16 protein-coding genes are annotated in these 19,036 nt (G+C 52.9%); 8 read left to right on the top strand and 8 right to left on the bottom strand.

Features of this window, described 5'->3' with window-relative positions; translation table 11 throughout:
* From OGV67_RS10830 to OGV67_RS10815, 4 genes are all read right to left on the bottom strand, one after another.
* A partial coding sequence (locus tag OGV67_RS10830; protein WP_012132456.1) for a dimethylsulfoxide reductase iron-sulfur subunit DmsB occupies positions 1 to 614 on the bottom strand: 614 nt, incomplete at its 3' end.
* A 10-nt stretch (positions 615 to 624) separates the two neighbouring features.
* Positions 625 to 3,060, bottom strand: coding sequence for a selenate/tellurate reductase subunit YnfF (gene ynfF / locus OGV67_RS10825; protein WP_047457179.1), 2,436 nt, complete (start codon positions 3,058 to 3,060; stop codon positions 625 to 627).
* A 142-nt stretch (positions 3,061 to 3,202) separates the two neighbouring features.
* Complete coding sequence (ynfE, locus tag OGV67_RS10820; RefSeq protein WP_353654558.1) at positions 3,203 to 5,641, bottom strand: selenate/tellurate reductase subunit YnfE; 2,439 nt, start codon at positions 5,639 to 5,641, stop codon at positions 3,203 to 3,205.
* Positions 5,642 to 5,812: 171 nt separating this feature from the next.
* A complete protein-coding gene (locus OGV67_RS10815; RefSeq protein WP_012132453.1) occupies positions 5,813 to 6,121 on the bottom strand; it encodes a DUF1161 domain-containing protein in 309 nt (102 codons plus the stop codon).
* A 102-nt stretch (positions 6,122 to 6,223) separates the two neighbouring features.
* Between OGV67_RS10815 and OGV67_RS10810 the strand changes: the two genes are divergently transcribed.
* Positions 6,224 to 6,958: a YnfC family lipoprotein gene (locus tag OGV67_RS10810; protein WP_024130347.1), complete on the top strand. Its 735-nt coding sequence runs from the start codon at positions 6,224 to 6,226 to the stop codon at positions 6,956 to 6,958.
* 4 nt (positions 6,959 to 6,962) lie between these two features.
* Here the strand turns inward: OGV67_RS10810 and speG are convergent, their stop codons facing one another.
* Both speG and OGV67_RS10800 read right to left on the bottom strand, forming a co-directional pair.
* Positions 6,963 to 7,523 carry a spermidine N1-acetyltransferase gene (gene speG / locus OGV67_RS10805; RefSeq protein ID WP_012132451.1) on the bottom strand — a complete coding sequence of 187 codons (561 nt, stop codon included), beginning with the start codon at positions 7,521 to 7,523 and terminating at the stop codon, positions 6,963 to 6,965.
* Positions 7,524 to 7,557: 34 nt separating this feature from the next.
* A complete protein-coding gene (locus OGV67_RS10800; RefSeq protein WP_012132450.1) occupies positions 7,558 to 7,899 on the bottom strand; it encodes a DUF1283 family protein in 342 nt (113 codons plus the stop codon).
* Positions 7,900 to 8,044: 145 nt separating this feature from the next.
* On the opposite strand from OGV67_RS10800, the gene OGV67_RS10795 reads away from it, so the two are divergent.
* The 5 genes from OGV67_RS10795 (at position 8,045) to OGV67_RS10775 (ending at position 13,809) form a co-directional block, all read left to right on the top strand.
* Positions 8,045 to 8,371, top strand: a complete 327-nt coding sequence (locus tag OGV67_RS10795; protein ID WP_024130346.1) for a YnfA family protein — start codon at positions 8,045 to 8,047, stop codon at positions 8,369 to 8,371.
* Positions 8,372 to 8,480: 109 nt separating this feature from the next.
* Positions 8,481 to 9,695 carry a starvation-sensing protein RspA gene (rspA, locus tag OGV67_RS10790; protein ID WP_112002428.1) on the top strand — a complete coding sequence of 405 codons (1,215 nt, stop codon included), beginning with the start codon at positions 8,481 to 8,483 and terminating at the stop codon, positions 9,693 to 9,695.
* A gap of 13 nt (positions 9,696 to 9,708) precedes the next feature.
* Positions 9,709 to 10,728 carry a Zn-dependent oxidoreductase gene (locus OGV67_RS10785; RefSeq protein WP_012132447.1) on the top strand — a complete coding sequence of 340 codons (1,020 nt, stop codon included), beginning with the start codon at positions 9,709 to 9,711 and terminating at the stop codon, positions 10,726 to 10,728.
* 53 nt (positions 10,729 to 10,781) lie between these two features.
* Entirely contained in the window at positions 10,782 to 12,161 is a 1,380-nt protein-coding gene (locus OGV67_RS10780; protein ID WP_012132446.1) for an MFS transporter, read from the top strand.
* Positions 12,162 to 12,336: 175 nt separating this feature from the next.
* Entirely contained in the window at positions 12,337 to 13,809 is a 1,473-nt protein-coding gene (locus OGV67_RS10775) for a mannitol dehydrogenase family protein (RefSeq protein WP_115614806.1), read from the top strand.
* 107 nt (positions 13,810 to 13,916) lie between these two features.
* On the opposite strand, the gene OGV67_RS10770 is transcribed toward OGV67_RS10775, so the two are convergent.
* Together OGV67_RS10770 and ydfG are read right to left on the bottom strand one after the other, a co-directional pair.
* Complete coding sequence (locus OGV67_RS10770) at positions 13,917 to 14,603, bottom strand: GntR family transcriptional regulator (RefSeq protein WP_012132443.1); 687 nt, start codon at positions 14,601 to 14,603, stop codon at positions 13,917 to 13,919.
* Positions 14,604 to 14,690: 87 nt separating this feature from the next.
* Positions 14,691 to 15,437 carry a bifunctional NADP-dependent 3-hydroxy acid dehydrogenase/3-hydroxypropionate dehydrogenase YdfG gene (gene ydfG, locus OGV67_RS10765; RefSeq protein ID WP_024130344.1) on the bottom strand — a complete coding sequence of 249 codons (747 nt, stop codon included), beginning with the start codon at positions 15,435 to 15,437 and terminating at the stop codon, positions 14,691 to 14,693.
* A 137-nt stretch (positions 15,438 to 15,574) separates the two neighbouring features.
* On the opposite strand from ydfG, the gene dcp reads away from it, so the two are divergent.
* Positions 15,575 to 17,620 (top strand): peptidyl-dipeptidase Dcp, encoded by a 2,046-nt coding sequence (gene dcp / locus OGV67_RS10760; protein ID WP_115614805.1) that lies wholly within the window; start codon positions 15,575 to 15,577, stop codon positions 17,618 to 17,620.
* A 200-nt stretch (positions 17,621 to 17,820) separates the two neighbouring features.
* Positions 17,821 to 18,999, top strand: coding sequence for a serine hydrolase domain-containing protein (locus tag OGV67_RS10755; protein WP_115614804.1), 1,179 nt, complete (start codon positions 17,821 to 17,823; stop codon positions 18,997 to 18,999).
* The last annotated feature ends 37 nt before the right edge of the window (positions 19,000 to 19,036 follow it).

Below are 19,036 nucleotides of genomic sequence, written 5' to 3'. Positions count from 1 at the left end.
ACCTCCTTCGGATTTGCCAGATAACCCGTGGTATCCCCGGTCGGGCGGCTGTTGGCGTTGGGTTTAATCACAATGTTCGGTCTGGTGAAGTGCGCGCCCGGCAGCGGCGCAACGGCCGCCAGCGTGCCATGTTTCTTCCGCAGCTCTTCTATCGGGCCAAAGTCCAGCGCGCGCAGCGGGCAGGACTCGACGCAGATCGGCTTTTTGCCGTCGGCAACGCGGTCATGACAGCCGTCGCATTTGGTCATGTGGCCTTTGGCGGCGTTGTACTGCGGCGCACCGTACGGGCAGGCCATATGGCAGTAGCGACAGCCGATGCAGACATCCTCATCCACCACCACAAAACCGTCCTCGCGTTTGTGCATCGCGCCGCTCGGGCACACTTTCGTGCAGGCCGGGTCTTCGCAGTGGTTGCAGGAGATGGAAAGATAGTAGGCAAAGACATTCTGGTGCCAGACGCCGTTATCCTCCTGCCAGTCGCCGCCCGCATATTCATAGATGCGGCGGAAGCTGACGTCCGGGGTTAAATCTTTGTAGTCTTTGCAGGCCAGTTCGCAGGTTTTGCAACCGGTGCAACGACTGGAGTCAATAAAAAATCCATATTGGGTTGTCATCGGTTACTCCTTATACCTTCTCAACCTGAACGAGATTGCTGTGAGACGGGTTCCCCTTCGCCAGCGGAGAAGGACGATGTGATGTCAGAATGTTGATGGAACCGCCGTGATCGACCTGGTCGCCAAACATATCCGCCTTGAGCCAGGCGCCTTGTCCGATGGCGGTAACGCCCGGCAAAATGCGTGGCGTAACTTTTGCCGGGATCAGCATCTGCCCGTTATTGTTAAATACGCGCACCGTGTCGCCCTGTTTGATGTTGCGCGCTTTCGCGTCAATGGGGTTAATCCAGATCTCTTGCGGGCACGCTTGCTGCAACACATCAATATTGCCGTAGCTGGAGTGGGTGCGGGCTTTATAGTGGAAGCCGGTCAATTGCAGCGGATAGGTTATTCGGATGGGATCGTCCCAGCCATCAAACCCTGGCGCATAGGCGGGTAGCGGATGAACGATCTCATCGTTTTCCAGCTCCCAAGTGTCGGCGATGGTCGCCAGCCGCTCGGAGTAGATTTCAATCTTCCCTGATGGCGTTTTCAGCGGACTGGAGGCAGGATCTTCGCGGAATGCGCGGAAGGCGACATAGTGTTCCTCCGGGCATTTTTTCTTGAAGATGCCGGTGGTTTTCATCTCTTCGTAGTCCGGCATTTCCGGGTTACGCGCTTTGGTTTTGGCATGCAGGTATTTCACCCACTCATGCTGGGTACGGCCTTCCGTAAATGTCTGGTAGACGTCCGGGCCGAGGCGTCTGGCGATTTCGCTCAGCGTCCAGTAGATCGGCTTTCTTTCAAATTTTGGTGAGGTGGCCGGTTGCCCCAGGATGACATAACCCATGTTGCCTGCGGATTCGTGCGAAATAAGATCTTCCTGTTCCGTTGGCATCAGATCCGGCAGCAGAATGTCGCAGTATTTGGCGGACGCCGTCATGAAGTGCTCAATCCCGACGATCATTTCGCACTTGCTGTCGTCCTGTAATACGTCATGAGTGTGGGCGATGTTGCCATGCTGGTTAATCAGCGTATTGCTGGCGTAGCACCACATAAATTTGATCGGGACATCAAGTTTATCTTTACCGCGCACGCCGTCGCGTGTGGCGGTCATTTCCGCGCCATGATCGATGGCGTCTGTCCAGGTAAAAACGGAGATCTGCGTTTTTACCGGGTTATCCAGCATAGAAAACCACTCTACGCCGAGGTCCCAGGTGCCTTCACGCACGCCGGAGTTGCCGCCGTTGATCCCGACGTTGCCGGTCAGGATAGAGAGCATGGCGATCGCGCGCGCAGTCTGTTCGCCATTGGAGTGACGCTGCGGCCCCCAGCCCTGACAGATATACGCCGGTTTTGCTGAGCCGATTTCCCGTGCCAGCTGGATGATTTTTTCCGCCGGGATACTGGTGATATGCGCGGCCCATTCCGGTGTTTTGGCTATACCGTCCGGGCCATCGCCCAGAATATAGGCTTTATAGTGTGCATTACGCGGCGCGCTGGCGGGTAAGGTCGTTTCGTCGTAACCGACGCAGTATTTATCGAGGAAAGGCTTGTCGATCAGATTTTCGGTGATGAGTACCCAGGCGATCCCCGCCGCCAGCGCGGCATCAGTACCGGGACGAATAGGGAGCCATTCATCTTCGCGACCCGCCGCCGTATCGTTATAACGCGGATCGATGACGATCATTCTGGCGTTGGAGCGTTCGCGAGCCTGTTCCACATAGTAGGTCACGCCGCCGCCGCTCATGCGCGTTTCTGCCGGGTTGTTGCCGAACATTACCACCAGTTTACTGTTGGCGATGTCATCTGGGCTGTTACCGTCATTCGTGCCGAACATATAACTCATTGCGGCGCTGATTTGTGCGGTACTGTAGCTGCCGTAACGGCTGAGATAACCGCCGCATGAGTTCATCAGACGATAAGGCACGTTGGAGTTCGTGATGTTCCCGCCATCCACGCCGGTGCCATACAGCACATGTACGGCTTCGTTGCCGTAGTCTTTCAGAATACGCTTCAGGTTGTCGCCAATGGTATCCAGCGCTTCATCCCAGCTGATACGTTCAAATTTGCCTTCGCCGCGTTTACCGACGCGTTTCATCGGGTATTTAAGGCGATCCGGGTGATTCATACGGCGACGGATTGAGCGTCCGCGCAGGCAGGCCCGCACCTGATGATTGCCGTAGACGTCATCGCCGGTGGTGTCGGACTCGACCCAGTACACCGCATCATCTTTCACATGCAGCCGTAGCAGACAGCGACTCCCGCAGTTGACGGTACAGGAACTCCAGACCGCTTTTTCTTCCACTGGCGCAGGCGAAAGGCCGTCAGCGGCGCGGGCGATTCGGGAGAAAGGAAGCGTGAAGGCGCTACTGGCGAGCGCGAGACCACTAATGGCGGATGTTTTCACCAGACTACGACGGCTGATAGTGGCCGTCATGAGCGCCTCAGGCGTGGTGATTTTCATAGTTACTCACTTTGCTTATTGATTAAAAAAAAGAAACGCGATTTATAAAATTTGTTTTTACAGGACGTTGGTTTGTTCGCATGACCGATGGACGTGCGAACACATCCCCCGAAACGCCTGTAATCGTTTCAGGGGATGGGGGTTACACTTTCTCGATTTCGACCAGATTGGTGTGCTGCGGATTTCCTTTCGCCAGCGGAGAGGGGCGCTGCGTCGTTAACGTATTCACGCAGGCGCCATGATCGATGCGATCGCCTGACATATCGGCATCATGCCAGGCGCCCTGGCCCATCGCGCTCACGCCGGGGAGAATGCGTGGCGTGACTTTCGCCGGAATGCGGACTTCGCCGCGATCGTTAAATACCCGCACCATATCCCCGTTGGCGATACCGCGTTTTTGCGCATCCACGGGGTTAATCCAGACTTCCTGACGGCAGGCGGATTTGAGAACATCAATGTTGCCGTAAGAGGAGTGCGTGCGTGATTTATAATGAAAACCAAAGAGTTGCAGTGGGAATACGCTGCGCTTAGGATCGTCCCATCCTTCGAACGTTGAGGCATAAATGGGAAGCGGGCTGATGACGTCGCCTTTTTCCAGCTCCCAGGTTTGGGCGATTTTAGCCAGGCGGCTGGAGTAAATTTCTATCTTGCCGGACGGCGTTTTCAGCGGGTTTGCCTGTGGGTCTTCACGGAATTTTTTATAGGCCACGAAATGGCCGTTGGGATCTTTACGCTTGTAGATCCCCATTTTTTTCAGCTCGTCATAGCCCGGTAACTCCGGGTCTTTAGCCAGCATTTTGGCGTACAGATATTGCAGCCACTGTTCCTGGGTTCGCCCCTCGGTAAACCTCTGGTGCACGTCCGGGCCCAGCCGCTTCGCGACTTCGCTCATTATCCAGTAAATGGGCTTACGCTCGAATTTAGGGGCGGTCGCGGGCTGGATGAAGATTAAATAACCCATATTGCCCGCGTAGTCGTTAGGAATGATGTCTTCCTGTTCGACCGTCATCAGGTCCGGCAACAGAATATCGGCGTATTTCGCGGAAGAGGTCATAAAGTTGTCGATGACCACGATCATTTCGCACTTCGATTCGTCTTGCAGGATCTCGTGTGTTTTATTGATATCCGAATGCTGGTTGGTGATGGTATTGCCCGCGTAATTCCAGATGAACTTGATCGGCACATCCAGCTTTTCTTTACCGCGCACGCCGTCGCGCAGGGCGGTCATTTCCGGGCCGCGGGCAATGGCGTCCGTCCAGGTAAACACGGAGATCTGCGTTTTTACCGGGTTTTCCGGTAACGGCATGCGTTCAATGGTGATGGTATAGGTGGATTCGCGCGCGCCGCTGTTCCCGCCGTGAATACCGACATTGCCCGTCAGAATCGGCAGCATCGCAATCGCGCGTGCGGTGAGTTCACCGTTCGCCTGACGCTGCGGGCCCCATCCCTGACAAATACAGGCCGGTTTAGCCGCGCCAATCTCTCTGGCGAGCTTAATGATGCGATCCGCCGGAATACCGGTAATGCGCGACGCCCACTCAGGTGTTTTGGCCGTGCCGTCTTCGCCCTGGCCCAGAATATAGGCTTTATAGTGACCATTCGCTGGCGCATCGGCCGGTAGTGTTTTTTCGTCGTAACCCACGCAGTAGTTGTCGAGGAAAGGCTGGTCGACAAGATCTTCGGTGATGAGCACCCAGGCCAGTCCGGCGACCAGCGCGGCATCGGTGCCGGGACGAATAGGTATCCATTCGTCTTCACGTCCTGCCGCGGTATCGGTATAGCGTGGATCGATAACGATCATGCGCGCATTTGAACGTTCCCTGGCCTGTTCCAGGAACCAGGTAATTCCGCCGCCGCTCATACGGGTTTCTGCCGGGTTATTACCGAACATCACCACCAGTTTGGTGTTCTCGATATCGGAGGTGCTGTTACCCTCGTTCGAACCATAGGTGTAGGGCATGGCCGCCGCGATTTGCGCGGTGCTGTAGGTGCCATAGTGGCTAAGAAAACCGCCGTAACAGTTCATCAGGCGGGCCACCAGAGAGGCATAAGGCGAGGATCGGGTGATGTTGCCGCCGACGATACCGGAGGTGTAGTTAATGTACACCGCCTCGTTACCGTATTTATCGACCGTGTTTTTCAGGTTGTTGCTGATGGTATCCAGCGCTTCTTCCCAACTGATGCGCTCAAATTTTCCTTCGCCGCGTTTGCCTGTGCGTTTCATCGGGTAGTTGAGGCGATCAGGATGGTTAATTCGCCGACGGATTGAACGTCCGCGCAGGCAGGCGCGCACCTGGTGATTGCCATAGACATCTTCGCCGGTGTTGTCGGTTTCCACCCACCAGACTTCATCATCTTTGACATGGAGACGCAGGGCGCAGCGGCTACCGCAGTTGACCGAACATGCTCCCCAGACCACTTTGTCTTCAGCGGGCTGGATTGCCTGCTGCACGGCAGACGCCGCGGTACGCATCCCGAAAGGCAAGGAGAGCCCTCCGGCAGCGAGCGCCAGCGATCCTATCGCGGTGGATTTCACTAACGTCCTGCGGCTGATGCCTCCCTGTTGTTCAACATCGGACATAATTCACTCCATTATAGTTATCGTTATATAATTATGTTTATAACGAAATTAATAGGATACTAATGAAAGAGTGATTTTAACCCCTTATAGGTAGGGGTTATTAATCCATGTCAAAATTGAGGGAATCTTTCTAAGAGGGAGTAAGAGCCTGGTATATCAGGCTCTTATCTGTTACTGAGGTTCGACAGCATGCCCGTCCTGAGAAGGACTGGTACTGGCAGGAGCGTTTCCGCTGCTGGTGCGGGTATACAAAATTTTATGGGTATCGTTTGCACAGTGGCCTACGACCTGGGAATCGGGCTGATCCGCCTGGTCATTAGGAACAATAGTTAACGTAAAACTGGACTCCGCCACACCATTGTTAATGATGCGCTGTTCGATGTCGCTTTTGACTCTTTCACATGACTCCGGCGCCGCCAGTACCTGCGGGGAGGCGACGATGAGCAGACACGCTGCAATTCCTGCTGAGATTTTCATCATTCACTCCTTTATGAACACGATAATGAAAGCTTAGCATTTCTAGTGTAAACAACTGTATTTGCTAATATGATTGAGAATCATCTCCTTATCCTGGTGAATAACGTGAAGAAACAGACCCTGGTGAGCTTTCTGTGTGTGCTGCTTGTTGGATGTGATAACGCCACTGTTCTGGTCTCCTTTACCCCGGAAATGGCCAGCTTTTCCAATGAGTTCGATTTTGATCCGTTGCGCGGCCCGGTTAAAGATTTCAGCCAGACGTTGATGAACGACAAAGGGGAAGTGACGAAGCGCATCAGCGGAACGCTTTCGCAGGAAGGCTGCTTTGATACGCTGGAACTGCACGATCTGGAAAACAATACCGGGCTGGCGTTGGTACTGGATGCAAACTACTACCGCGATGCCGAGACGATGGAGAAAAGAGTTCGCTTACAGGGGAAATGTCAGTTGGCGGAGTTGCCCTCGGCAGGCGTGGTCTGGGATACGGACGATAACGGTTTTGTTGTTTCCGCAACGGGAAGAGAGACGAAGGTACAGTACCGCTATGATGCGGAAGGGTATCCGTTGGGTAAGACCACCATCAGTAAAGACAAAACGTTATCCATTGATGCAAAACCGTCGGCGGACCCGCTTAAAAAGCTCGACTATACGGCGGTCAGCCTGCTGAACGATCGCCCGTTAGGCAATGTGAAGCAGACGTGTGAATATGATAATTACGCCAATCCGATCAACTGCCAGCTTGTGATCGTTGATGAAAGCGTCGAACCCGCCGTTGCGCGGAGCTATACCATTAAAAATACGATTGATTATTACCCGGCTGCGTCTGACACAGCCGGGTAGCGGCTTACTGTGCGGTAGGCTTCAGCAGGCTTGAGCCCGGCGTTTTGTGATCGTCCAGATATTGCTGCTGGAAAATGCACATACGAATGGTGTTGCGGTATTGGCCATTGATAAAGAACTCATGAATCAGTTCACCTTCAACCATAAAACCTAACTTACGGTAAATGTGAATGGCTTTTTCGTTTTCTTTATCAACGATCAGATACAGCTTATAAAGGTTGAGTACGGTGAATCCGTAGTCCATCGCCAGCTTCGCTGCGCGCGAAGCCAGCCCTTTTCCCTGGTATTCCGGCGAGATGATGATTTGAAATTCAGCCCGGCGGTGAACGTGATTAATTTCTACCAGTTCGACCAGACCGGCTTTTTCGCCGTTGCACTCCACGACAAAGCGCCGTTCGCTCTGGTCATGAATGTGCTTATCATACAGGTCAGACAGCTCGACAAACGCTTCGTACGGCTCTTCAAACCAGTAACGCATTACGCTGGCGTTGTTATCAAGCTGGTGGACGAATCGTAAATCTTCGCGCTCCAGCGGGCGCAACTTAACACTGTTGGCGTGGGTCATTTTGTGTCCTTACCGTCTGTCGCTCAACGCACTGTTATGGCGCAACGGTACGGCCAGTACGACGATCCAGGCAACGCAGCGTATTCGGTTCCCAGTACGCGTTAAGGTTGGCGCTCTGTTCGCACTTGTCGCGGTTATCAAACGCGGCGTCGGCTTTGTCCCACTCTTTCTCCGTGCGCGTGTTCACTTTCTGGCGCAGGCTGCGGGTATCATTCCATTGTTCCTTTTCCATGGCTGCGTGTTGGCGGCTTTGCGCGCTGTCTCCAGATTCAATGATCAGTTTGCTGGTATTCGCGAATGCGGAGGTGGTATACACGACAGCACCCAGCGCAAGCATTGCCGTCAGGCACAGGCGTTTGCTAAGTGTATTGTTCATGGTTAATTCCTTTCATGATAGAGGGATAAAACTTGTTTAAATTCTACACCATTCCTGGCGCAGGGCATACCCATCCTGCGGGTATGGATACGAAGGCGCTATTCTGGCGTATCATGCTTAAACCTGACGTAACGCAATGATGATGATGCTAAAAACAACACTTCTTTTTTTCATGACCGCACTGTGCGAAATCGTGGGCTGTTTTCTGCCCTGGCTATGGTTGAAGCGGGGCGCAACGGCCTGGCTGCTGGTTCCGGCGGGAGTCTCACTGGCGTTATTCGTCTGGCTGCTGACGTTGCACCCGGCCGCCAGCGGCCGCGTCTATGCGGCTTATGGCGGGGTCTATGTCTGTACTGCGCTGTTATGGTTACGCTTTGTTGACGGCGTCAGACTCAGTCTTTATGACTGGTCAGGCGCACTGATCGCACTCTGTGGAATGCTGATTATCGTTGCCGGGTGGGGGCGCGCTTAAGCGCCTCATTTTGTGATCGATGAGCGATTTTTTGATCATTATACTTGTATGGTAGTAGTTCAGGTGTGTAAATTTCCTGCATCGCACAGAAGAGATGTAAGGAACAACAATGAAGATTGTAGGGGCTGAAGTTTTTGTCACATGTCCGGGACGTAACTTTGTCACGCTGAAAATCACCACCGAGGACGGTATCACCGGCCTGGGCGACGCTACCCTGAATGGCCGTGAGCTGTCGGTGGCATCCTATCTGAAAGATCACCTTTGCCCGCAGCTTATTGGCCGCGATGCGCACCGTATCGAAGATATCTGGCAGTTCTTTTATAAAGGCGCCTACTGGCGTCGCGGGCCGGTCACGATGTCTGCCATTTCAGCCGTTGACATGGCGCTGTGGGATATCAAAGCGAAAGCCGCCAACATGCCGCTGTATCAGTTGCTGGGCGGCGCATCCCGCGAAGGCGTGATGGTCTATTGCCACACGACGGGTCACACCATCGATGATGTGCTGGAAGATTATGCGCGTCACAAAGAGATGGGGTTTAAAGCGATTCGCGTGCAGTGCGGCGTGCCGGGTATGCAAACCACCTACGGCATGTCTAAAGGCAAAGGCCTGGCCTACGAACCCGCTACGAAAGGCCAGTGGCCGGAAGAGCAACTCTGGTCAACCGAGAAATACCTCGATTTCACGCCGAAACTGTTTGACGCCGTACGTGCTGAATTTGGTTTTGAAGAGCATTTGCTTCACGACATGCACCACCGCCTGACGCCGATTGAAGCCGCCCGTTTTGGTAAGCGCGTTGAGGATTATCGTCTGTTCTGGATGGAAGACCCGACGCCTGCGGAAAACCAGGAATGCTTCCGTCTGATTCGTCAGCATACGGTGACGCCGATTGCCGTCGGGGAAGTGTTCAACAGCATCTGGGACTGCAAGCAGCTCATTGAAGAGCAACTGATTGACTATATCCGCACCACCATTACCCATGCCGGCGGCATTACGGGGATGCGCCGCATTGCGGATTTTGCCTCGCTTTACCAGGTGCGCACGGGGTCTCATGGGCCTTCTGATTTGTCGCCGGTTTGCATGGCCGCAGCGCTTCACTTTGATCTGTGGGTGCCTAACTTTGGCGTTCAGGAATACATGGGGTACTCCGAACAAATGCTTGATGTCTTCCCGCATAGCTGGACGTTCGATAACGGCTATATGCACCCAGGCGACAAGCCGGGTCTTGGTATTGAGTTTGATGAAAAACTGGCGGCGAAATATCCGTATGACCCTGCGTATTTGCCGGTCGCCCGTCTGGAAGATGGCACGTTGTGGAACTGGTAAGGAGTGATATGACATGAAAAGTATAGTGATTGAAAAACCTGACACGCTAGTTTTAGCGGAGCGTCCTATCCCTGAGCCTGCGGCCGGGGACGTTCGGGTTAAAGTGAAACTGGCGGGGATCTGCGGTTCTGATAGCCATATCTATCGTGGGCATAATCCTTTTGCAAAGTATCCGCGTGTTATCGGGCATGAATTTTTTGGTGTGATTGACGCCGTAGGCGAAGGTGTTAGCCACGCCAGAGTGGGGGAACGCGTATCGGTCGATCCCGTCATCAGTTGCGGGCATTGCTATCCCTGTTCAATAGGCAAGCCCAATGTATGTACCTCGCTGGTTGTTCTGGGCGTACACCGCGACGGCGGATTTAGTGAATATGCGGTCGTTCCGGCGAAAAACGCGTTTACGATCCCGGATGCCATTGCTGATAAGCACGCGGTGATGGTTGAACCTTTCACCATTGCGGCGAACGTTACCGGGCAGGTTAATCCGACAGAGAACGATATTGCGCTGATTTATGGCGCAGGGCCGATGGGACTGACGACGGTTCAGGCGCTGAAGGGCGTTTATAACGTTAAAGAGGTGATTGTTGCCGATCGTATTGATGAACGACTGGAGATGGCGAAAGAAAGCGGTGCCGACTGGGTTATCAATAATGGACAGCAATCTCTGCAAGATTTCCTGGACGAAAAAGGGTTAAAACCGACGCTGATCGTCGATGCGGCGTGTCATCCGTCTATTTTACAAGAAGCCATCTCGCTGGCGTCGCCCGCCGCGCGCATTGTACTGATGGGGTTCTCCAGCGATCCTTGCCAGATTGTGCAGCAGGGGATTACCGGCAAGGAGCTGTCAATTTATTCGTCCCGTTTGAATGCGAATAAATTCCCGGTCGTTATTGGCTGGCTGGAAAAAGGTCTGATCGATCCCGATAAGCTCGTCACGCATACGTTTAATTATCACCATGTCACTGACGCGATTGAATTGTTTGAGAAAGACCAACGGCACTGTTGCAAGGTTTTACTCACATTCTCTGAATAATATTAATAAATGCGAGAGAGTGGTACGCATCTTACCTCTTAGAGATTGCCAATATGACTCAACAAAAACATGAACGGTCAACAAAAGATTTAATCAGAGCCGCCGTATCCGGTTGGCTGGGAACCGCCCTTGAATTTATGGATTTCCAGTTATATTCTCTGGGCGCTGCATTAGTTTTCCATGAGATATTTTTCCCGGAACAGTCCGCCGCAATGGCGCTTATTCTGGCGATGGGAACCTATGGCGCAGGATATATCGCACGTATTGTCGGCGCGTTTATTTTCGGCAAAATGGGCGACAGTATTGGGCGTAAAAAAGTCTTGTTTATCACTATCACCATGATGGGGATTTGTACAACCCTCATTGGGGTTCTGCCGACCTATGCGCAAATTGGTATATTTGCGCCTGTTTTACTGGTGACGTTACGTATTGTTCAGGGGTTAGGCGCCGGGGCGGAGATCTCCGGGGCGGGAACGATGCTGGCTGAGTATGCGCCTAAAGGGAAACGCGGCATTATTTCCTCGCTTGTCGCAATGGGAACAAACTGCGGTACGCTGAGCGCAACGGCAATCTGGGCAGTGATGTTCTTTGCGCTTGACAGAGAACAGCTTCTGGCCTGGGGATGGCGTATCCCATTCCTGGCGAGCGTTGTTGTCATGATCTTCGCTATCTGGCTGCGTATGAACCTCAAAGAAAGCCCGGTATTTGAAAAGGTCAATGAAAGCGAAAATGCGCCAGCGTTAAATAACGCATCAGAAAACACATTGGGTGCCATGTTTAGCAGTAAATCCTTCTGGCTGGCAACCGGTTTACGTTTCGGTCAGGCGGGCAATTCTGGGTTAATTCAGACATTCCTTGCAGGATATTTAGTGCAGACGTTATTATTCAATAAGGCGATTCCTACCGACGCGTTAATGATTAGCTCTGTCATTGGTTTTATTACTATTCCACTTTTGGGGTGGTTATCTGATAAATATGGTCGCCGCCTGCCTTATATTTTATTGAATATATCTGCGATTATTCTTGCGTACCCGATGTTGTCTATCATCGTGGATAAAACCTATAGCCCCGGCGTGATTATGACCGCGCTTATTGTTATTCATAACTTTGCCGTGCTGGGTCTCTTCGCGCTGGAAAACATTACGATGGCCGAGATGTTTGGTTCGCGTAATCGCTTTACCCGGATGGCGATTTCAAAAGAAGCCGGTGGATTAGTCGCCGTTGGATTTGGTCCTGTACTGGCGGGTATTTTCTGTAATATGACCGATTCCTGGTTGCCTATATTAGCGATGATCATTGCCTATTCTCTTATCGGCTTAATTTCAGCGATTTTGATGCCGGAAGTGAGAGATCGCGATCTGAGCGTGCTGGAGGATGCAGCGGACCTAAAGGCGGCAAGTAGCGTTCAGGGTTCGGCAACGCAGGTAGGGTAACGTCGCACAGGGCATGACCGGAATGGACAGGGAATGTTGAATTTCGGTCATGTTGTCACATAACTTTAAAATGATGTCATACCAATTGCAAAAAGCTTAATTCAAATCAAATCATACAACCCTACAGGCGTTACTCTGAGACAGTCCTGAATTCATTCATACAATAGGTCATACCATGCAAAACAAGCTCTTAACGGCTAAGGCTTCGCTTCCTCATTACGATCGCGCCAGACTGGTTCCTCGCATTGTGCATTTGGGCTTTGGCGCATTCCATCGCGCGCATCAGGGTGTCTACGCGGATATCCTCGCGGCGGAACACAACAGCGACTGGGGATATTGTGAAGTCAACCTGATTGGCGGCGAGCAGCAGATTGCCGACCTGAAGCAGCAAGACAACCTGTATACCGTGGCGGAAATGTCAGCGGATGCCTGGACCGCAAGGGTTGTTGGGGTGGTAAAAAACGCGCTGCACGCGCAGGTTGACGGTCTGGAAACCGTCCTGGCTGCCATGTGCGAGCCGCAGGCGGCGATTGTTTCCCTGACGATTACAGAAAAAGGGTACTGCCACTCTCCGGCGACCGGTCAGTTGATGCTGGATCACCCGATGATCGCCGCCGATCTGCAAAACCCGCAGCAGCCGAAATCCGCGCCTGGCGTGGTGGTGGAAGCGCTGGCGCGTCGTAAAGCGGCTGGCCTGGCGCCATTTACCGTGATGTCCTGCGATAACATGCCTGAAAATGGACACGTCATGCGCAATGTGGTTACTGCCTATGCCCGTGCGGTAGATGCAGAGCTGGCCGCGTGGATTGAGCAACATGTGACGTTCCCGTCCACGATGGTTGATCGTATTGTACCGGCGGTGACGGCTGACACGCTGGATAAGATCGAACAGTTAACCGGCGTACGCGATCCTGCGGGTGTGGCGTGTGAACCGTTCCGCCAGTGGGTGATTGAGGATAATTTTGTCGCGGGTCGCCCTGAATGGGAAAAAGCGGGCGCTGAACTGGTGGCAGATGTTATCCCGTTCGAAGAGATGAAACTGCGTATGCTTAATGGCAGTCACTCATTCCTGGCGTACCTTGGGTATCTGGCGGGCTATCAGCACATTAATGACTGCATGGAAGATGAAAATTACCGCCTGGCCGCGCATGCGTTAATGTTGCAGGAACAGGCGCCGACGCTGAAAGTGAAGGGGGTGGATCTGAAGCGTTATGCCGATTTGCTGATCGCGCGCTACAGCAACCCGGCGTTGCGTCACCGTACCTGGCAAATTGCGATGGACGGTAGCCAGAAACTGCCGCAGCGTATGCTGGACTCCGTTCGCTGGCATATCGCGCATAACAGCCATTTCGACCTGCTGGCCTTAGGCGTGGCGGGCTGGATGCGTTACGTTGGCGGCGTTGATGAGCAGGGGAATCCGATTGAAATTAGCGATCCGCTGCTGCCGGTTATTCAGCAAGCGGTTCAGGGCAGTGAAGAAGGGGAAAGTCGCGTTCAGGCGCTGCTGGCCATCGATGCGATTTTCGGTAATGAATTGCCGCACGTTGAGCTGTTTACGAATAAGGTGAAAGAAGCGTATCTGTCGCTGCTTGCCAACGGTGCGAAAGCAACCGTTGCAAAATATGCGGTGAATATCGCATCAGCGTAATCTCTGCGTGGTTGTAGGCCGGATAAGGCCTGCAACGTTCAACATCATTGACTATTGTAGGCCGGATAAGGCGGTTACGCCGCCATCCGGCTTGTTTGTCAGCGGGATTACTCTTCGCTGAACCAGTCGCTGTTTTCCTGGCGGATAAGCTGAACGGACTCGCCAATCTCCTGTAGATGCACAGTCATTGCGCGTTCCACCGCGTCGGCGTCATGCTTTTCCAGGGCGGCAAAAATATCATGATGCTGGCGCAGCAACATTTCAGGCGGCGACACATGATCCAGACTCATATAACGCACGCGGTCGATGGTGGCTTTAATATTTTCAACCGTATCCCACGCCAGCTGGCAATCGGCAATTAATGCCAGTTTCTGGTGAAATTCATCATCAAGCTGGAAGAAATCGTTGAGCTGCTTGCGGTCGATGGCGATCCGCTGCTGGTGAAGGTTCTGCTCCAGCTGATAGCACTGGCTGTCGGTGATCATCAACGCCGCGCGACGAACGACCGCACATTCGATGGCCTGTCGGACAAAACACCCATTCTGCACCTGCGATAATGAAATCTTATTCACATAGCTGCCGCGCTGAGGGCGGATTTGAATCAAACCGTTTTCCGCCAGCTTAATAAACGCTTCACGTACAGGCTGGCGCGACACGTTAAAGCGCACGGAAACCTCTTTCTCGGAAAGCGGTGTGCCTGGCGCAATCAGACAGTGCACGATGTCACGTCGGAGAATGCGGTAAATTTGCTGATTTACAGGCTGCGTAGGATTGAGTTGGGTTTCAACGGTCATTCGTTCTTACTTTTTAGAGAGTTAACCAGAGTACTCTACCACTTTTTTGTCACTATCTATACCCGGCCCGTGGGCCGGGTATAAAAATTAACCCCGATGAACGCTCAGTCCGGCAAAAGACTGCGTAACCGGCATCATTTCCAGCGTATTAATGTTCACATGCGCAGGCAGATTAGCGACCCACCATACCGCTTCTGTGACATCATCCGGCGTGAGCGCGGTTGTGTTCTCGTAGGTTTTACCCGCTTTGTCGTCATCGCCTTTAAAGCGGACGTTAGAAAACTCCGTGCCACCGACCAGACCGGGTTCAATATCGGTAACGCGTACCGCCGTACCGTGTAAATCCGTGCGCAGATTCAGACTGAACTGACGCACAAACGCTTTGGTTGCGCCATATACGTTGCCACCCGCGTATGGCCAGCTACCCGCGGTAGAGCCAATATTGATGATGTGGCCGCGATTGCGCTCCACCATGCCAGGCAGAACCGCGCGGGTCATGTAAATAAGACCTTTGTTGTTCGTGTCGATCATGGTTTCCCAGTCTTCCACGCTGGCTTTATGCGCGGGCTCAAGCCCCAGCGCCAGCCCGGCGTTGTTGACCAGCACATCAATGTTGCGCCACTCTGCGGGTAATGACGCCAGCATATCTTCAATGGATGCACGGTTACGCACATCTAAACGAGCGATAAACAGATTGTCGCCCAGCTCATCTTTCAATTCTTGCAGGCGTTCCTGGCGACGGCCAGTGGCAATCACTTTGTGTCCATTCTCAATAAAACGACGTGTAATGCATTCGCCGAAACCTGCGGTCGCACCGGTGACTAAAACGATCATCTCACTGTTCCTCAACGCTTTTTGTGTTGTATTACCATAGCACGCCATCTCTGTTCAGGGGTAATCCTCGTTAATGGGATTGCGGTCATTTCAAGGGAGACCTACTCTAATGAACAAATCGTTTGCAGGAGTGAAAAATGTCGTTAACGAATCCATTCTTTAGCCAGAGCGTATTGCCTTACCAGGCCCCGCGTTTTGATCTGATTGAAGACCGCCATTACCGCCCGGCGTTTGACGAAGGGATGCGGCAAAAGCGCGCTGAAATTGATGCGATTGTCCAAAACCCGCAAGCGCCTGATTTTGAGAACACGTATCTGGCGCTGGAGCAAAGCGGCGCCTTGCTCACCCGTGTGACAAGCGTGTTTTTCGCCATGACAGCGGCGCATACCAATGACGAATTACAGCGCCTTGATGAAGCCTTTTCCGCTGAACTGGCGGCGTTGGCAAATGATATTTATCTCAACAGTACGCTCTTTGCGCGTGTGGATGCGGTCTGGCGACAGCGGGAGACGCTGGCGCTGGATGCCGAGTCGTTGCGTCTTGTGGAGGTTATCCACCAGCGTTTTGTACTTTCCGGCGCGCAGCTTGGCGATGACGATAAAGCGCGGCTCAGGAGCCTGAATACCGAATCCGCCACGCTGACCAGCCAGTTTAATCAGCGGCTGTTGGCGGCGAATAAATCCGGTGGGATGGTGGTTGATTATCGCCATCAACTGGACGGATTGAGCCAGGAGGAGGTCGCTCTTGCCGCTGATGCCGCCAGGGAAAAAGGGCTGGCGGATCGCTGGCTTATTCCGCTTCTCAATACCACACAACAACCGACACTGGCCGTTTTACGCGATCGCCAGACCCGTGAAAATCTGTTTAACGCCGCATGGACTCGTGCGGAAAAGAACGACGCTAACGACACGCGAGCGATTGTTCAGCGTCTGGTGGACATCCGTACCCGGCAGGCAACATTACTCGGGTTTGCCAGTTATGCCGCCTGGAAAACCGCCGATCAGATGGCGAAAAAGCCTGACGCGGCGCTCGCTTTTATGCGTACCATTGTCCCGGCCGCGCGTCAGCGCGCGCTGGATGAGCAGGCTGAGATCCAGAAAGTGATCGATGATGAGCAGGGAGGATTCACGACCCAGGCGTGGGACTGGGCGTACTATGCTGAGCAGGTACGCCGTGGAAAATACGCGCTGGATGAAGCGCAGCTCAAACCTTACTTTGCGTTAGATACGGTACTGAACGACGGGGTGTTCTGGACGGCAAACCAGCTGTTCGGCATTAAATTTATCGAGCGCTTTGATATCCCGGTTTACCATCCTGATGTCCGCGTCTGGGAAATTTTCGATCATGATGGCGTCGGCCTGGCGTTGTTTTATGGTGATTTCTTTGCCCGCGAGTCAAAAAGCGGCGGCGCATGGATGGGCAATTTTATTGAACAATCCACGCTTAACGAAACCAGACCGGTTATCTACAACGTCTGTAATTACCAGAAGCCAGCGGCAGGGCAGCCTGCATTGCTGCTTTGGGATGATGTGATCACCTTGTTCCATGAATTTGGTCATACGCTGCACGGCCTGTTTGCGACACAGCGCTATGCGACGCTGTCGGGGACGAACACCCCGCGCGATTTTGTCGAATTTCCTTCGCAGATTAATGAGCACTGGGCGAGTCATCCGCAGGTGTTCGAACGCTATGCGCGCCACGTCGGGACGGGTGAAAAAATGCCCGAAGCGTTGCAGGAAAAAATGCGGCGGGCAAGCCTGTTTAACAAAGGCTATGACATGACGGAACTGCTCAGCGCCGCATTGCTGGATATGCGCTGGCACAGTCTTGAAACCTTTTCGGCATCGCAGTCGGTCGATCTCTTTGAACAGCAGGCGCTGGCGGCGGAAGAACTCGATCTTCCGGCAGTGCCGCCGCGCTACCGGAGCAGCTATTTCGCCCATATCTTCGGTGGCGGGTATGCGGCAGGCTATTACGCCTATTTGTGGACGCAAATGCTGGCGGACGACGGCTACCAGTGGTTTGTTGAACAGGGAGGGTTAACGCGTGAGAACGGACAGCGTTTCCGTGATGCCATCTTGTCACGCGGCAACAGTACGGACCTGAAACGCCTCTACCCGGCGTGGCGGGGTCATGAACCGCGTATCGAACCCATGTTAAAACACCGGGGTTTAGACCGCTAAGCGCAAGGGCGCTGCCTGAATGTTTATCAGGCAACGCTCTGATTTTTTGTCAATGTTAAGTAAGCTGCCGGGATACTGGTGTACAATGCGGGCTTCTTTTTATCCGGGGCCCCTGTTTTCATGTGTTCGTATTCTCTTCCGCTTTTCTCTTTGTTTGAGAAAAAACTTGTTGTGTCTGTGAATCAGAACTGATGCGAACAATGAAAATTAAACACCAGATGCTCTGCGTATCCTTATTTGCGCTCATCGGGTGTGGCAACAGTACGCTTTCACAGCTGGATATGCCTGCGCAAAAAAGCGCGCAAGTTGTGGTGGGATACTACGGGCGCGGTATTGATCCGATGATTCGGCAATATATGCGGGAAAAAGAGGTGACTGGCGTCGTTGTTGCTGTTATTCAGAATAATGGCCCGGCAGAATTTCACAGTTACGGGATAACCGATGATAAAAATCGTTATCCCATCACGCCAGATACGCTGTTCGCTTTAGGCTCGCTGAGTAAAGGCGTGACGGCAGAAGTGACGACGATGCTGGTGGATGAAGGGGTGTTTAACTGGACGGATACACTGGAAACGTTGCTTCCACAGAATACGCCTTTAAGCCCTGACGCCAAAAATATTACGCTCCTCCAGTTGGTGACTCACACTTCCGGTTTGCCCCGGCAGCCTATGGATTTGCTGACGCTGGAAAACTTAATGCGCTATTTCAGTAACGGCGAGAACTTTTATACACAGCTGGACAGCGACGCCGTGCTGGGTTATCTCAGTGATTTTACTGCGCCGGACGCGCGTGTTCCGCAGTATTCCAACATCGGCTACGCCATCCTGGGGTATATTTTGCAGCGCAGAACGGGAGAGCCGATCCAGGCGCTGGCGCAACGCATGATATTTGAACCGCTGGCGATGACAAACAGCAGTTATACGCCCACCTTATTGAAGGCATACCCGCGAAGAGCGCTGGGCCATGCTGGCGATCAGCCTAAGCTCATTACCCGTGGTCATCTGACGCCAGACTGGGTTTTTAACAAAAATATGATGGGGGCGGCCAGTTTATACAGTAGCGCCCGCGATCTGGCTAATTATGCCCGCGCGCATTTTACATCCACAACCGTTTCGGCTATCGATCTGGCTTTTGCTGAAGCCACACAGACTTATTATTATCGACAGAAAGAAGCAGCGAATATTGCGTGGGTGAGTGATGAGTTTTCTGCGCAAAAGATCACCTATCAGGTCGGATATATTGGTGGGTATTCCAGCTATATTGGGTTTGATAAAAGAAATCGCAACGCGGTAGTGGTTTTGCAAAATAGTTTCAACTGGAGTAATTATATCGGTCAGACGATCCTGACTCGCCTGGCGCAGCAGGGGAAGGGCGATTAAAGATGTTAAGTGCATTGCAAATATTCCAGGATTATTC

The sequence above is a fragment of the Citrobacter sp. CK188 genome (assembly GCF_030333525.1).
Lineage (GTDB): Bacteria > Pseudomonadota > Gammaproteobacteria > Enterobacterales > Enterobacteriaceae > Citrobacter_B > Citrobacter_B koseri.
Note: the sequence above shows the minus strand (reverse complement) of the source record. Positions and strands in the feature narration are given on the sequence as shown.

Excerpts from the sequence above, each read along its gene's own strand:
- ynfF (WP_047457179.1), bottom strand. The coding sequence starts at position 3,060 with ATGAAAATCACCACGCCTGAGGCGCTCATGACGGCCACTATCAGCCGT.
- ynfE (WP_353654558.1), bottom strand. The coding sequence starts at position 5,641 with ATGTCCGATGTTGAACAACAGGGAGGCATCAGCCGCAGGACGTTAGTG.
- OGV67_RS10815 (WP_012132453.1), bottom strand. The coding sequence starts at position 6,121 with ATGATGAAAATCTCAGCAGGAATTGCAGCGTGTCTGCTCATCGTCGCC.
- speG (WP_012132451.1), bottom strand. The coding sequence starts at position 7,523 with ATGACCCACGCCAACAGTGTTAAGTTGCGCCCGCTGGAGCGCGAAGAT.
- OGV67_RS10800 (WP_012132450.1), bottom strand. The coding sequence starts at position 7,899 with ATGAACAATACACTTAGCAAACGCCTGTGCCTGACGGCAATGCTTGCG.
- OGV67_RS10795 (WP_024130346.1), top strand. The coding sequence starts at position 8,045 with ATGCTAAAAACAACACTTCTTTTTTTCATGACCGCACTGTGCGAAATC.
- rspA (WP_112002428.1), top strand. The coding sequence starts at position 8,481 with ATGAAGATTGTAGGGGCTGAAGTTTTTGTCACATGTCCGGGACGTAAC.
- OGV67_RS10785 (WP_012132447.1), top strand. The coding sequence starts at position 9,709 with ATGAAAAGTATAGTGATTGAAAAACCTGACACGCTAGTTTTAGCGGAG.
- OGV67_RS10780 (WP_012132446.1), top strand. The coding sequence starts at position 10,782 with ATGACTCAACAAAAACATGAACGGTCAACAAAAGATTTAATCAGAGCC.
- OGV67_RS10775 (WP_115614806.1), top strand. The coding sequence starts at position 12,337 with ATGCAAAACAAGCTCTTAACGGCTAAGGCTTCGCTTCCTCATTACGAT.
- OGV67_RS10770 (WP_012132443.1), bottom strand. The coding sequence starts at position 14,603 with ATGACCGTTGAAACCCAACTCAATCCTACGCAGCCTGTAAATCAGCAA.
- ydfG (WP_024130344.1), bottom strand. The coding sequence starts at position 15,437 with ATGATCGTTTTAGTCACCGGTGCGACCGCAGGTTTCGGCGAATGCATT.
- dcp (WP_115614805.1), top strand. The coding sequence starts at position 15,575 with ATGTCGTTAACGAATCCATTCTTTAGCCAGAGCGTATTGCCTTACCAG.
- OGV67_RS10755 (WP_115614804.1), top strand. The coding sequence starts at position 17,821 with ATGAAAATTAAACACCAGATGCTCTGCGTATCCTTATTTGCGCTCATC.